This window comes from Bacillus sp. FJAT-25509 (assembly GCF_001420605.1).
Taxonomy (GTDB): domain Bacteria; phylum Bacillota; class Bacilli; order Bacillales; family Bacillaceae_G; genus Gottfriedia.
On record NZ_LJIZ01000008.1, the window covers coordinates 163516 to 177719 of the forward strand.

At 31.9% G+C, this 14204-nt stretch carries 13 protein-coding genes; 8 read left to right on the plus strand and 5 right to left on the minus strand.

From position 1 onward, the window contains the following. Nucleotides 1-168 precede the first annotated feature (168 nt). The 5 genes from AN960_RS05945 to AN960_RS05965 all read left to right on the plus strand — a co-directional run bounded on the left by AN960_RS05945 (nucleotide 169) and on the right by AN960_RS05965 (nucleotide 6467). Nucleotides 169-1233, plus strand: coding sequence for a DUF871 domain-containing protein (locus AN960_RS05945; protein WP_056468237.1), 1065 nt, complete (start codon nucleotides 169-171; stop codon nucleotides 1231-1233). 587 nt (nucleotides 1234-1820) lie between these two features. Further along, nucleotides 1821-2429: a methyltransferase domain-containing protein gene (locus tag AN960_RS05950; RefSeq protein ID WP_056468240.1), complete on the plus strand. Its 609-nt coding sequence runs from the start codon at nucleotides 1821-1823 to the stop codon at nucleotides 2427-2429. 91 nt (nucleotides 2430-2520) lie between these two features. Then, entirely contained in the window at nucleotides 2521-3612 is a 1092-nt protein-coding gene (locus AN960_RS05955; RefSeq protein ID WP_056468242.1) for a threonine aldolase family protein, read from the plus strand. Between the two features lie 58 nt (nucleotides 3613-3670). Continuing rightward, a complete protein-coding gene (locus AN960_RS05960; protein WP_056468244.1) occupies nucleotides 3671-4069 on the plus strand; it encodes a VOC family protein in 399 nt (132 codons plus the stop codon). 175 nt (nucleotides 4070-4244) lie between these two features. Then, nucleotides 4245-6467, plus strand: coding sequence for a glycoside hydrolase family 65 protein (locus AN960_RS05965; protein ID WP_056468248.1), 2223 nt, complete (start codon nucleotides 4245-4247; stop codon nucleotides 6465-6467). 573 nt (nucleotides 6468-7040) lie between these two features. Here AN960_RS05965 and gloA2 read toward each other — a convergent pair. After that, complete coding sequence (gloA2, locus tag AN960_RS05970) at nucleotides 7041-7427, minus strand: SMU1112c/YaeR family gloxylase I-like metalloprotein (RefSeq protein ID WP_056468251.1); 387 nt, start codon at nucleotides 7425-7427, stop codon at nucleotides 7041-7043. Between the two features lie 194 nt (nucleotides 7428-7621). Further along, entirely contained in the window at nucleotides 7622-7840 is a 219-nt protein-coding gene (locus AN960_RS05975; RefSeq protein ID WP_056468254.1) for a hypothetical protein, read from the minus strand. A gap of 222 nt (nucleotides 7841-8062) precedes the next feature. Here AN960_RS05975 and AN960_RS05980 point away from each other — a divergent pair, with 222 nt between their 5' ends. After that, complete coding sequence (locus tag AN960_RS05980) at nucleotides 8063-9097, plus strand: DUF3048 domain-containing protein (protein ID WP_056468257.1); 1035 nt, start codon at nucleotides 8063-8065, stop codon at nucleotides 9095-9097. 179 nt (nucleotides 9098-9276) lie between these two features. After that, nucleotides 9277-10137: a pentapeptide repeat-containing protein gene (locus tag AN960_RS05985; protein WP_056468260.1), complete on the plus strand. Its 861-nt coding sequence runs from the start codon at nucleotides 9277-9279 to the stop codon at nucleotides 10135-10137. 33 nt (nucleotides 10138-10170) lie between these two features. Here the strand turns inward: AN960_RS05985 and AN960_RS05990 are convergent, their stop codons facing one another. Next, nucleotides 10171-11016 carry an FtsW/RodA/SpoVE family cell cycle protein gene (locus AN960_RS05990; protein ID WP_056468263.1) on the minus strand — a complete coding sequence of 282 codons (846 nt, stop codon included), beginning with the start codon at nucleotides 11014-11016 and terminating at the stop codon, nucleotides 10171-10173. Nucleotides 11017-11048: 32 nt separating this feature from the next. Next, entirely contained in the window at nucleotides 11049-12482 is a 1434-nt protein-coding gene (pdxR, locus tag AN960_RS05995) for a MocR-like pyridoxine biosynthesis transcription factor PdxR (RefSeq protein WP_056468266.1), read from the minus strand. A 135-nt stretch (nucleotides 12483-12617) separates the two neighbouring features. On the opposite strand from pdxR, the gene AN960_RS06000 reads away from it, so the two are divergent. Next, nucleotides 12618-13547, plus strand: coding sequence for a DMT family transporter (locus AN960_RS06000; protein ID WP_056468269.1), 930 nt, complete (start codon nucleotides 12618-12620; stop codon nucleotides 13545-13547). 148 nt (nucleotides 13548-13695) lie between these two features. Here AN960_RS06000 and AN960_RS06005 read toward each other — a convergent pair whose 3' ends face one another. After that, the gene (locus tag AN960_RS06005; protein ID WP_056468272.1) at nucleotides 13696-14058 is read right to left on the minus strand and encodes a VOC family protein; all 363 of its coding nucleotides are present in this window, start codon (nucleotides 14056-14058) and stop codon (nucleotides 13696-13698) included. Nucleotides 14059-14204 lie beyond the last annotated feature (146 nt).

A 14204-nucleotide genomic window follows, 5' to 3' on the forward strand; every position in this document is an offset into this window, starting at 1 on the left:
ATGTTGCCTTTCTTTTTTTATTTTAGGTAATTAATAGACCAATAGAACAATATTAATTTTAAATGAAATTAAGTTTCGTTTATTCTTTATGTTTTATTGACTTTTTATTTCGAAAGTTTAAAATGATAACCAAATAGGATTTTTTATAGAGGAAGAAGGAGAGAGACTATGCTAGGTATATCAATCTATTTATCTGAAAAAAATATTGAGAAGAATAAAAAATATATCGAAATGGCAAAAAAAAATGGATTTCATTCAATTTTCACATCATTACACATTCCTGAAGATGACCCTTCAACTTATAAAAAACTTCTTCAAACACTTGGTACAGAGGCAAAGGAAAATGAAATGGAGCTTATGGCAGATATTTCAGCAAAATCACTTACACATTTAGGCTTAGATTATACAAACGTTAGTGAGTTACTAAATTGGGGAGTTACTGGTTTGCGAGTGGACTACGGACTGAAAGAAGTACAAATAGCAGATCTTTCTAAGAAAATGAAGATTGCACTTAATGCTAGTACACTTACACCTGCATTTTTAGATGAACTACTTAAATATGGATTACAAACTGAAAATGTAGAGGCTTGGCATAATTTCTATCCTCGCCCAGAAACTGGATTAGCAACAACTTATTTAATTGAAAAAAATAAATGGTTAAAAAGCTGCGGAATTACAACAATGGCATTTATTCCTGGAAACGATGAAATTAGAGGACCATTATTTAAAGGATTACCAACATTAGAAAAACATCGCGGAGTAGACCCACTACTGGCTTATTTAGATTTAAACCAAAACTGTTACGTAGATAAAGTTTTGGTTGGCGATATTAGTATAAAAATAGAAACGATGGAAGCACTCTCAAAGACGAAGAACTATATGGAATTAAGATATAAACCATATTCACAAGACGAAGAAATCCTTTCCATTGTAGAGCAAGTTCATACGAACCGAGAAGATCCTGCACGCGACGTTATTCGATCAATGGAGTCTAGACTATACGGTAGCTTTGGTGAAAATAGTCTAAAACCTGCAAATACGATTACCCGCTCAGTTGGATCTGTGACAATTGACAACGAATTATATGGCAGATATGAGGGGGAACTACAAATAATGCTTACTAATCTACCAAGCGATGAGAAAGTAAATGTAATAGGGAAGATTATAGAAGACGATCTATCATTATTACAATATATTGGAGCGGGTAAGAAGTTTAAGTTAATGCGTGTTTAAATATATATTAATCAATACCGAAAGCTAAGTGAATTTTATTGATAAAGTCGTGAACTTCATTGATATAGAGTTGGTTTTTGATAAAAAGTTGGGACCTTTCTTTTATATCAATTTTAGGATACTTATTTTTGGGTTTTTCAATCCTTTTACTCTATTTCTCATGATTATTGACCTTGTTTGAAAATTACTAATTTTTGTTACAGATATGACTTTTTTATTTGTTGATTTACCAAAGCTATTTGCAGTTTTAAATATATTAATTACATTTCCTCTGAATGTTTATTATAGGTTTAAAGTATAACTTTTTTAGATGAATATGATTGGAACGAAAGGATACTCGACTCCTATGGGAGATGCAGGAAGGCTAAAGACCCCGCAGGTACGAGGAGGCTCAGCTCATGCCCCATGGAAAGCGAGAATCCTGTAGTGGAAATCAACAAGGCATTACTTATTTAATTGACAAATCATTTTTCAATGGAAAGAATCGTGTTTTAATAAGACGGTTCTTTTTTTAGGTTAGACTGGGTCATTCTTAAACGGTATGATAAAGATACTTACAAAATATTAGTTCGAATGGTCGTGGAAAAATGGACGATAAGTATTATGATAACCTACTTAATATAAAAACAGAGGGTGAGCAAAAAGGATTTAATGAATCCTTTCATTATCACCGGTATGAGCCAACACCCTATATCGCTTTACAACAACTATTTAAACAATACACACTTTCAAGCAATGATCGAATAGTTGATTTTGGATGTGGTAAAGGAAGATTAAATTTCTATATAAATAGCTTATTTAATGCTACCGTTGTTGGAATTGAAATGAATGAAAAATATTATAATGAAGCTGTTGAAAATAAAAAGAATTACATAAAAAATACAAAGACAAGTGAAGACAAAATCCTGTTTTATTGCTGCTTGGCTGAAGATTATCAAATTAATCCATTAGATAATTGTTTCTATTTTTTTAATCCATTTTCAATCCAAATTTTTATGAATATCATTAATAACATTTTAATTTCAGTTGAGCATTCAAAAAGAAATGTGGAAATCATTTTGTATTATAGTTCTGATGATTATATTTATTTTTTGGAAAACCAGACTGCCTTTGAATTAAAACAAGAGATCCTACTGGCGGATGCTTATATGAAAAATCAAAATGAAAGATTTTTAGTCTATCGATTAACTTACTAATTTTAAAAGATTCAAGGATTTATTGATTATTATGGAGAATTTTTTTAAGTGGGATAAAAGTAAATTAAATAGCCGGAAGGAAGAGTTCAATTTGAATAATATTAATCCTTTTATAGAATCATTTAAAAATACAAACCAACAATTAGCAGGTAGTGGATTTAGAAATATTCAAGTACTAAAGGATGCACTAACAGATTTCAATGGTAGTGAAGAAAGTGATCTTTATGGGGCAGGGAATTTTATTGAAGATTTTCAAGAAAAAATGGCAGAGTTTTTAGGTAAGGAATCTGCAGTGTTTTTTCCTAGCGGAACGATGGCTCAGCAAATCGCATTAAGAATTTGGTGTGATCAAAAAGGAATCAATAAAGTTGCTTATCATCCTTTATCACATTTAGAAATTCATGAAGAAGATGGTTTGAAAAAACTACATAATATACAGCCTATTTTACTAGCGGATAAAAGTCGTGTTATTGAGTTAGAGGATGTTTTAGCAATGAATGAGGAAATCTCTTGTTTATTACTAGAATTACCACAACGAGAAATTGGTGGACAACTACCATCTTATGAAACACTAGAATCAATTTCTTCATACTGCCGTGAAAAGGGAATTAAATTACATTTAGATGGTGCTAGATTAATGGAAATTCTCCCATACTATAAGAAGACAGCTTCTGAATTATGTAGCTTATTTGATAGTGTTTATATGTCATTTTATAAAGGCATTGGGGGAGTGGCGGGTGCGATTCTTTCTGGTGACAGAGATTTTATCGACGAATCAAAAGTTTGGAAAAGAAGACATGGAGGAGATTTAATTAGTCTTTATCCTTACATAATAAGTGCAAATTATTATTTTGATCAAAGAGCAAATAAGATGGGACAATACTATGACGATGCAGTTGAGTTAGCCGAATTCTTTAATGGTTGTCATGCGATCAATACTGTACCGACTATTCCTGTTTCTAATATGTTTCATGTCCATTTTAATGCTCCGATCGAAAAGATTAAAAACATTCTTCAATCTATACATGAAGAAACAAAAATTGGTATTACCGGTAACTTAAGACCAGTTAATGAAGAAGTTAGTTATTGCGAGATTAGTATTGGAGACTTATACTCAACAATCTCTAAAGAGGATCTTCACAATATTTTTAACAAATTAAACGAGGAAATGAAATCACTATAAACCATAATTGTTTAAGCAATGAAAGTTTAATTTAAATAAAAAAAGGGAGTTGACTTAAATGCAAAAAATTACAACGTTTTTAATGTTTGAAGGACAAGCAGAAGAAGCAATGAATTTTTACATGTCACTATTTAAAGATTCTGAGGTCGTGAATATTTCGCGTTATGGAGCAGATATGGGAGAGTTTGAAGGGAAAGTAATACATGCAACTTTCACATTGAACGGCCAACAATTTATGTGCATTGATAGTACCGTTAAACATAAATTTACGTTTACACCAGCTGTTTCATTATATGTGACTTGTGAAACAAATGAAGAAATTGAAAATGCATACAAAGAATTAAGTCAAGATGGTGAAATATTAATGCCTTTGCAGTCATATCCATTCAGTGAAAAGTTTGTATGGGTGAATGATAAATATGGTGTATCTTGGCAATTAACTCTTGCAAAAAAATAAATAAAGAACTGCAAAGAAAAAATCGTGTTGGTAACAATGACACGATTTTTTTTTATTGTTATTAATCCTGTTTTTAACAAATCACCCATTATTTTTATAATATCAAGTTTAAAATAAGAAGATTTATTGCACACTTTTACTATATGAATTTTTATAAAGGTGAGAATTTAACTATATGAATGAAGTAAATTTGATTACTGAAAAAGAGTTTGACGAACAATTAATTAATAAATATGCAAGTTTAATGGCATTAGGTAATGGTTACTTAGGTTTACGATCTTGTCATGAAGAAGACTATGAAGGACAAACTAGAGGGATGTATATAGCTGGTATCTATAATCAGTTATCCCCAAGTCAAACGACAAAGATTGTGAATCTTCCAGATCTAATTGGAATGGAAATTGAAATAAATGGTGATATTTTTTCGAATGCAACTGGCCAATTTACATTCTATGATCGAAAGTTAAATATGCTGACCGGCGAATTAATAAGAGAGGTAATTTGGAAAAATAAGGATGGAAATCGATTCCACTTTTTGTTTCAGCGTTTTGTTTCAAAGGATGATTTACATTTACTTGCTTCAAAAATTAGTGTCACAGCTTTAGATTGTAATGCCAAGATTAAAATAAAAACAGGTATTAATGCGGAGTGTGTCAGTCAACAAAAGAATGAACTTACAGAAGAATTAGTAAGAATAATGGATAATAGAATTATGCATGGTGTTTATCAAACTACTGAGACTAAACATAAAATTGCGATTGCAACATGCTGTGTAACTCCTGATGAGAGTGAGGTTTCATATTTTGCTTTAAATAATCAGCTTCTTGCCTCAATTACACAAGATCTCGTCGTTGAGCGGACTGTTGAGTTTTCAAAAATTAGCTCAGTTTATACTTCTAATGATATGTTACGGGAAGAACCTTCTGCAGCTAGTGTTAATACTGTACAGAAATTTTTATCAGAGGGTTATGATAATTTGAGAAATAGCACGACAATCAAATGGCAGGATTTTTGGAAGCAAAAAAGAGTTGTCATAACCTCAAAGGATCAAGCAGATCAGTTAGCTCTAGATTTTTCTTTGTACCACATTGAAGCAATGACTCCTGGGCATGATGATCGATTAAGTATAGGCGCAAGGGGATTAACTGGTGAAGGAAATAATGGTTTAATATTTTGGGATACAGAGATGTTTATTGCACCGTTTCACTTATTTACTGAACCAGATATTGCTAAAAGATTAATAAGATATCGCTATCATCATATTAAAGAAGCAAAAGTAAATGCGTTCCAATCAGGGTATGAGGGTACTTTATTTCCTTGGGCAAGTGCTTTTTCCGGAAAAGAAGAAACACAGAAAGCTTCAGCGAATAATACAAAACCCGAGATCGTTCATAGTTCAAATTTAGCGAAATCAAGTGAACATATTGTAGCTGACATTGCATTTGCTGTCGTACAATACTATGAAAATACGCTAGATGAAAGCTTTATGACCAATAATGGACTTGAGCTACTCAAAGAAACTGCACGCTTTTGGGTGAGCAGGACAACTGATACAAATGGCGATTTAATCATTAAAAATGTCATCGGTCCAGACGAATATACAGATCAAGTAGATAATAATGCTTATACGAATTACATGGCTTTTTATAATGTGCAGAATGCGTTAAATTATATGGGAAAATACAATGATCCTGATGCAGAATTAAAGCAAAACTGTACTGATTTTTTAAAAAGATTATATTTACCAACCCAAAATGATGAAAATATCATTCCGCAAGATGATACATTTTTAAGTAAACCCGAGATTGACTTAACGGAATATAGACAATCCATTGCAAGTCGGGAAATACTATTAGATTATTCTCTACAAGAACTATATGAACTACAAGTTATAAAACAAGCTGATGTAGTCATGTTGCTCTATCTTTTCCCGGATTTGTTCTCAACGGAAATCGCTAAAAAGAATATAGAATACTACGAAGAGCGTACTGTTCATGATTCTCCAATAAGTAAATCAATTCACGCAATTGTTGCTGCAAGATGCGACTATCAAGAAGAGTCTTATCAATTATTTCAAGAAGGATGTTTAATCGATTTAGGACCGAATCCAAAATCTTCAGATGAAGGAATTCATGCTGCGCCTATGGGAGCAAATTGGCTAGTTGCAATCTTTGGCTTTGCAAATATCTCCATGGATATAAATCGTTTAAAAATTGATCCAAAATTACCTGCAAATTGGGATAAAATGATGTTTCCATTCCTATGGCAAGGAGCAAGACTTGAAATAACAATTACCCAAAAGTCGATAACAGTCACAAAGGAATATGGCCCACCAGTATCATTAGAAATTAATGGTGAAACATATAATTTAACTGAAAAGATAAAGGTTTCTCTTTAAGAAGATAGAAGATAAGGATAAAAGGAAAAAGCAAAACCCAATCTTTCATTAAGATTGGGTTTTCACGCTGTTGAAGAACAATCTCATTAATAAATACCCATATTTTCGTAAAAGGAGTAGAGTGAGGTTGATTTCCACTACAGGGTGCTCGCTTTCCATGGGGCGAGACCTGAGCCTCCTCGTCACGTCCGTTCCTGTGGGGTCTCAGCCTTCCCGCATTTCCCATAGGAGTCGAGCACCCCTCCGTTCCAATCAACTTTTTCATTTAAAAAGTTTACGATAAAAAGCTATTTAAATATCCTTTACTTAGCGTGAAATAAAAGTTTATTAATCAGTTTGAATGTCAACTAAGATCGAACATCAACTTTTAAACTAATCATTTGAAACATTTATATAAAAATTGCTCTTGATATTTTTAACTTCTGAAAAAACAATTACTATAGTTTGTAGGAACATCAAAAAATGAATTTTAACATTAAAAATGTTCAACTTAATATTGTTTTACCTAAAGAACGTTTTATATTTCGGCATTTTGAAAACCCAATCTTTCATTAAGATTGGGTTTTGGGTTTTCTACTCTTCATACAATTCTAAAGGTAAGCCGTCAGGATCCTGGAAAAATGTGAATCTTTTATTTGTTATCTCATCATTACGAATTGGTTCTACAAATACACCATTTTGTTTTAAGTATTGAACACTTTTTTCTATATTAGCTACAGTAAAGGCTAAATGGCGTAACCCAACTGCTTCTGGATTTGTTTGTCGCTTCGGTGGATTAGGGAATGAAAATAGCTCAATTTGTCCATTTTCTCCTATACTTAAGTCCAATTTATAAGAGTCTCGCTCCTCTCGATAGGTTTCGTTAATTACCTTACAACCTAATAAATTTATGTAAAAATGCTTAGACAATTCATAATTAGAACAAATAATAGCGACATGGTGGATATTCTTAACATCCATATTAAAACACCTTCTTACTTTGATTTACTAAAACTTTACTAGTTTAACATGATTAGTACTGTTTGAAAAAAGAATTCTTTTCATTTTGACAGTATAGTTCATTGTTTTAAGTGGAAAAATGAATTGTGGAATGTAAAAAACTGGGTAATTCAAAAAAAAATAATGGGAATAATCTCCCATTAAGTTTTAGAAATTTATCTTCTTCTTTTTTTATCATCTTTTGCTAAAACCTGAACTTTCTTAATAACTTCTAGTTCTACAATTACATGTACATGTTTATCATTTATTTGATTAACACTTAATACTTTACCTTTTCGACCTTTAATGGAAATAGTATCTCCTTCAGAGGGGACATTTTTGAGTAGTTGGTTTAATAGTTCAACGTTTTTCTCGATATAATGAACTACAATCATAGAGCTTCAACTCCTCTAATCATTCTTATCTTTATACAATATTTAAGATTAAATAAAATAAGAACAAATTTAAGCTGATTATTTAACAATACAAGTTCATATATTAAGGAATAACTTCAATTAGTTGATGGTTGTTTTATTTCCGAAAAATTCTAACAAATTATTTCTATTTTAAAAGTTATTTAATACAATTTAAGAAAAAAACAGATTGTGAGGTAGCCAATGCATAAGAAAATTTTATCAATAATTGTGATAAGTATGCTTCTAGTAGGATGTAAGCATGGCGAAAAGTCTGTAAAAACAGTTAAAAATGATAATAAAAATCCTTCGAATGAACATGTAATTGATAAAGGAGAAATAGATACGATTTATTCTCCTTTAAATGGATTACCTATAAGTCAAGTTAGTGAACAGAGACCTGTTGCAGTTATGGTTAATAATTACTATTTGGCTAGACCTCAAAGTGGTCTAAGTAATGCTGATGTTGTTTATGAAATTTTAGCAGAAGGAGATATTACAAGATTTCTAGCCATTTTTCAAAGCAACATACCAGAAAAAATTGGACCTGTAAGAAGTGCGAGAGATTATTACATCAATTTGGCAAATGGTTATCATGCATTATTTATATGCCACGGAAATAGTCCTAAAGCGAAACAAATGATGGATTCAGGGATGATTGATGCATTAAACGGACTGATCTACGATGGTACGTTATTTAAAAGAGACAAAACGAGAAAAGCACCTCACAATTCCTATATTTTGAAAGAAGGTATTGAAAAAGGGGTTGCTCAAAGACATTACTCTTATTCAGAAAAAGTTACTCCATTAGATTTTACGCAGAAAGAATTGATATTTGATAACTCTTGGCAAAATGCTGCTGAAGTTTTTATAAGATACTCTCATGATGCAAGAAATAATGTGACTTACAAGTATTCCAATTCAACTAAACAATTTCAACGAGTTCAAAATGGAATTATTGCAAAAGATGCTTTGAATGGGAAGGACCTTCAAATTAAAAATATTTTAGTCGTAGAAGCGACTCATAAAATTATTGATAGCTATGGTCGCCGTTCAATTGATATTGAACATGGTGGAAAAGGATATTATATAGTTGATGGAAAGTATATGAATATACAATGGAAGAATGTAGATGGTCGAATCATACCGTTTACACTAGATGGAACTGAAATAAAGCTTTCACCAGGTCAAACTTGGATTAATTTTGTTCCATTTTTAAAAGATGTAACAATTAAATAAAGTACATGAAAGCAGATAATTTTATATAATTATCTGTTTTTTATTGATAAAGAAAGACTACTAATTAATATTGAAAGATGCACTTCATAAGCTGTAAGTCTATGTTTGACCAAAAAAAATTACGATGTTACGATAAAAAATATTAATCGTTTCTATATGGTGGGAAGGGGGCTCAAAGTATGGCTAGCAAAATTGAAAATATAGATTTAGTAAACGAGCGTTATAAAAGTCTAAATGCGGATTGTGAGAGTTGCTTTGGTTTATGCTGTGTCGCATTACCTTTTGCTGCTTCGGTTGATTTTGCTAATGATAAAATTGCAGGCAAACCTTGTCATAATTTACAATCAGACTTTCGTTGCGGGGTTCACAAGAATTTAAGAGAGATCGGTTTCAAAGGCTGTACTGTTTTTGATTGCTTTGGAGCGGGACAAAAAGTATCTCAAGCAACCTTTAATGGAAAAGACTGGCGACAAAATCCTGAATTGGCTAATGAGATGTATGAAGTATTTCCAATTATGAAGCAACTGCATGAAATGCTTTGGTATTTAAATGAAAGTTTGATGATTAGTGCTGCAAGTGAGATTCATAAAGAAATAAAAATAATTTTAGAAGAAACTGAAAAGCTAACACTTATGGAGCCTAAATTAATATTAAACTTAGATATTATAGCTCACCGAGCAGAAGTTAACTCTTTACTTATACGTACTAGTGAGCTAGCAAGGGCCGTGGCTTTAAAGAAATTTAAAAACAATAAGAAGCCTCAAAAAGCAACCGGTAGGGCTTTAGACTTTATAGGTGCTAAATTAAAAGGGGTAAATTTAATCGGAGCTAACTTAAGAGGGGCCTATTTAATTGCTGCTGATTTAAAGGGAGCCGATTTAAGAGGTTCTGATCTAATCGGTGCAGACTTACGTGATACTAATTTGAGTGGAGCGGACCTTACTGGAAGTATTTTTCTTACTCAAGCTCAAATTAACTCAGCAAAGGGAGATTATCACACTAGAATACCAGCAACACTTAAAAGACCATCTCATTGGTGAGGAAAATAAAAAAATGAACCATTTTAAAATGGTTCATTTTTTATTATAAACATACCAAGAAATAGCAATTAAGTAACCGATAAAAGGAGATGTTCCATAACCCATAATCGGTACCGGGAAGTTTCCGAAAAAGCTTGAAAGGATAATAATTGAAAAATAGATCCCTAGACTAAACGATAATGGTTTAGAACGGGTTGGCGGAAATAAGAAAAATGGCATTAGTAAAATTAAAAGTGCGATTACCGATAAGACTAGCCATCCGATTCCCATTTCCTTTACTAAACTTAAAATGTCCTCAACATAAGAAATTGGGGCAAGTTGATCTAAGTGAGACCAACTTAAGATAATGAAAAATATAAAAACAATTAATAGGAGTATTTGAACACTTTTATTCTTTTTTATATTTAGTAATAAACATAAGATAGAAATCGTAAAAGCTGTTAGTTGAGATGCATCTGGTTGAAAAAGTAATATTATTGTAAAGCATAATGCAAAACTAACGGTAACCCAAAATGGTTTTGATTTCATTAAACTGGCTAGTTGTATTATTAATAATGGAACTAAAACTAAAGCGATATTAAATCTTAATGGACCAATTGCTATCCAGCGATGAACACCATGTAATCCTTTGTCCAAAAAGGTAAGTAAAAATAGTATGAGTATGCATGCAATGACAATGATATTTGTCTTTTTCTTAGTAGATTTCTGCTGTCTAAACAGTACGAAAAAGGAGATTATGCCCCCTACAATCGCAATAAAAATATTTTGACCGTAAATGGACGGGGACACTTGGTTATTGATCATAGCAAGTACTCCGACGATCATTGCTGGCATGGTTATGACGAGCGGTAATAAGTTTACTTTTTTAAAATTAAGCATCTTGTTCTAAATAGCCTACCTTTACAATAGTTTTATATTTGTTTAATTATATTGCGTAGTTTCTCTAACCCCGCGGCTAAATCATTTTCGCTAACTAGTGAGTAACTAATCCGAAATGATGAAATATCTGTATTGTTGTTAAAACAAGCTACACCAGGTAAGAATGAGATATTTTCATGATTAGCTTTTCTTAATAAATTAAAAATATCTAGATTGGAATCATAAAATGTAAGCCACAAATTAAAACCACCATCAGGTATCCTAAAAATTAATCGATCATTAAGAGATGAAAGTATTTCAACACTTGTATCACGCCGAATTTGTAGAGCGATTCGTAGTTTTTCAACGTGACTTCGCATTCGATCGGTTCGTAGAAATGGTAAAATCGCTTTTTGCGTCAGTAAAGGGCTACCGACATCCATTGAAGCTTTAACTGCAAGTAGCCATTCTAGAACCGGTCCATTTGCCAGCATTGCAGCAATTCTCACTCCAGGTGCTAAAGTTTTACTAAATCCTTTAATGTAGATGACATGATCTGATAGATCATAATGCTTAATTGGGTAATATTGAAATGCTTTTTCGAAATAAATATCACTAAATGAATCGTCTTCAAGAATAAAAAAATGATACTGCTGTGCTAGTTCAATTAATTCTTTTCTACGACCATTACTCATTGAGATGCCAGTTGGGTTTTGGAAGGTCGGGTTAACATAAATTAATTTTGGTGTAAATTTATTGCACATATCTTCAATTAAGTCTGATCGAATTCCCTCTTCATCCATCTCGACAGGTATTAGATGAATCCCCTTATTTATAAAAATATCAAGTGCACCACCATAGCATGGACTCTCGACTATAATTGAATCCCCAGGCTTTAATAGTGCTTGTGCTACTAAGTCAATTCCTTGCTGAACACCGCTTGTAATAATTAGATTTTCAGCTTTAGATCGTATTTTTTGGAATTCATATAAATGTTTTACAATTTCCGATCTTAATTCAATATCTCCTTGAATAGGTCCGTAGGTTGTTAATATAGATGCGTCATCTCTTAATAGTTTTTGCATTTCATCCGCTAAAAATTTATTTGGAAGCAGACGTGGATAGACAACTGCCTTTGAAAAATCATATTTTAACTGTTCTCTATTTATTAAATACTGAGATCTTACAATATTGATTCCTAAAGTCTGTTGCCAGTTATTACTTGGATCGACTTGTGATGTTTTTTTTACTTTCTTACTAATAAATACTCCTTTACCTGGTTCCACCGTGACATAGCCATTTGTCTCTAACCATTTATAAGCCTTTCTAACAGTTAAAAGGCTTATTGAAAGTTCCTCTGCCATTATCCGTAAAGACGGTAATTTTTCGTTAGGCAAAAGTAGACCACTTTGAATGCTACCTGCAATTTGAGAGCTTAATTGGAGATAAATCGGTACTGTTGATTTTTTATGGATTTGAATTTTCATAAATCACCACTTTTTTAGTTATAAATTAAATAAAAAAAGATCAATCGTCAATGGAAAAAGAGCTAACTGTTATATGCTCTATTATACTGTTATACTCCGACTTTAATATAATACTTTTATCAAAGGGGTGATGAAATGATCATTATTAATTATATTTTTATTTGTATTATTTTCGGTACAACATTTCTAGCAATAAAATTTGGAATCGAGTCGGGAGTTTCGCCTTTATTTTCTGCTGGCATTCGTTTTACATTAGCTGGACTGATTGTCATTTTATATTTCCTTCTTAAAGGGGTAAATGTGAAGAAATTTATTTTTTCAAAACGAATTATGTATATTGGATTCTGCTTAACTTTTATGACATTTTCAACATTATATTGGGCTGAGCAATATATAACATCAGGGTTAGCCGCGGTTTTGTCTGCAACAGGTCCAATGATGATATTACTTTTCCAATTAAGGATAAATAATAAGAGAATTGAGCGTAAACAACTAATAGCTTTATTAATGGCTTTTGCAGGTGTAATTTTTGTCTGTTTGCCTGGAATAAGTCAGCATGTCTCTTACTTATGGGTTGCTGCTTGTATCGCAGTATTATTAGGAGAATCTTTTTACGGATTTGGATCGATTTCCTCAAAAGAAATATTAACAGAATACTGCACTGTATCGCCATTTTTAATCAATGCTTTTCAAATGTTATATGGTGGAATATTTCTATTATTATTTTCGTTTTTATTGGAAAAACCGAAAATTGCAAGTTTAAGTTCTTGGGACGCCTGCTGGCCAATATTGTATCTAGTATTTATAGGTTCAATAGGGGGACACGGATTATATAGTTGGTTATTATCTAAAACGAACCCGGTCTTCCCCTCAACATGGCTTTATGTATCACCTTTAATTGCAACTGTTTTAGGTTATTTTGTAATAGATGAACCAATCAAACCAATTATGGCGATTGGTGGCATACTAATATTATCTGGAGTATTCATTGCAAATTGGTCAACGTTTTCTATGTATAGAAAGCAAGGGAGGCTTTTAAAGAAAGAAGTGAATATTTCTAAGTAATATTGTTAATCTTGAATTTGCGTTCCGTTGAAATATTGTAAAACGAGTTGAGTTTACAGAATTCGAACGTATAACTAAAAAAGAAAATCCACATGGGAAATGAATTATCATGTGGATTTTCTTCATTTTATGGAACTGTTTTAATTAATTATGATTTTTGAACAAATGCCCATATGTAACCGTCTGGATCTCTTAAGCAAAATTCCTTGTAGCCCCATGGTTGAACAATAGGTTCTGTGATGACTTTTTCTCCATTTGAGAAATCTAATGGCGTCAATTCTTTTTCCATTACACTTTCAAATAGTGGATCGACTTCATTAACGACTAATTGAAAGACTGCATCAGTATTGGATTGCGTATCTGCAGGATGGAGCATTAGCTCGCCATTCCCTGCTTTAAACCAATACATACCATCGTGACCTCTTAAATATTCAAATCCAACTTTTTCATACCAGCTCTTAGAAGAGTTTGTGTCTTTACAAAAAATAACAATATCTAAAACTCCATTCATTTAATCAGCTCCTTTATATTTACTGTATTAACTATTCTTTGCAGAGCATATACTTACCTTTTTTATTATTTGGCTCTGTTAAAGTAGATTGTTAATATTCTTATTAAATAAATGGCAGTATAGTTTAAGTGAAACAGTACAAAGTT

What these genes read in the sequence shown, in the direction of transcription:
- AN960_RS05950 (WP_056468240.1), top strand. Translation starts at nt 1,821, where the DNA reads ATGGACGATAAGTATTATGATAACCTACTTAATATAAAAACAGAGGGT.
- AN960_RS05990 (WP_056468263.1), bottom strand. Translation starts at nt 11,016, where the DNA reads ATGCTTAATTTTAAAAAAGTAAACTTATTACCGCTCGTCATAACCATG.
- pdxR (WP_056468266.1), bottom strand. Translation starts at nt 12,482, where the DNA reads ATGAAAATTCAAATCCATAAAAAATCAACAGTACCGATTTATCTCCAA.
- AN960_RS06005 (WP_056468272.1), bottom strand. Translation starts at nt 14,058, where the DNA reads ATGAATGGAGTTTTAGATATTGTTATTTTTTGTAAAGACACAAACTCT.
- AN960_RS05985 (WP_056468260.1), top strand. Translation starts at nt 9,277, where the DNA reads ATGGCTAGCAAAATTGAAAATATAGATTTAGTAAACGAGCGTTATAAA.
- AN960_RS05965 (WP_056468248.1), top strand. Translation starts at nt 4,245, where the DNA reads ATGAATGAAGTAAATTTGATTACTGAAAAAGAGTTTGACGAACAATTA.
- AN960_RS06000 (WP_056468269.1), top strand. Translation starts at nt 12,618, where the DNA reads ATGATCATTATTAATTATATTTTTATTTGTATTATTTTCGGTACAACA.
- gloA2 (WP_056468251.1), bottom strand. Translation starts at nt 7,427, where the DNA reads ATGGATGTTAAGAATATCCACCATGTCGCTATTATTTGTTCTAATTAT.
- AN960_RS05960 (WP_056468244.1), top strand. Translation starts at nt 3,671, where the DNA reads ATGCAAAAAATTACAACGTTTTTAATGTTTGAAGGACAAGCAGAAGAA.
- AN960_RS05945 (WP_056468237.1), top strand. Translation starts at nt 169, where the DNA reads ATGCTAGGTATATCAATCTATTTATCTGAAAAAAATATTGAGAAGAAT.
- AN960_RS05980 (WP_056468257.1), top strand. Translation starts at nt 8,063, where the DNA reads ATGCATAAGAAAATTTTATCAATAATTGTGATAAGTATGCTTCTAGTA.
- AN960_RS05975 (WP_056468254.1), bottom strand. Translation starts at nt 7,840, where the DNA reads ATGATTGTAGTTCATTATATCGAGAAAAACGTTGAACTATTAAACCAA.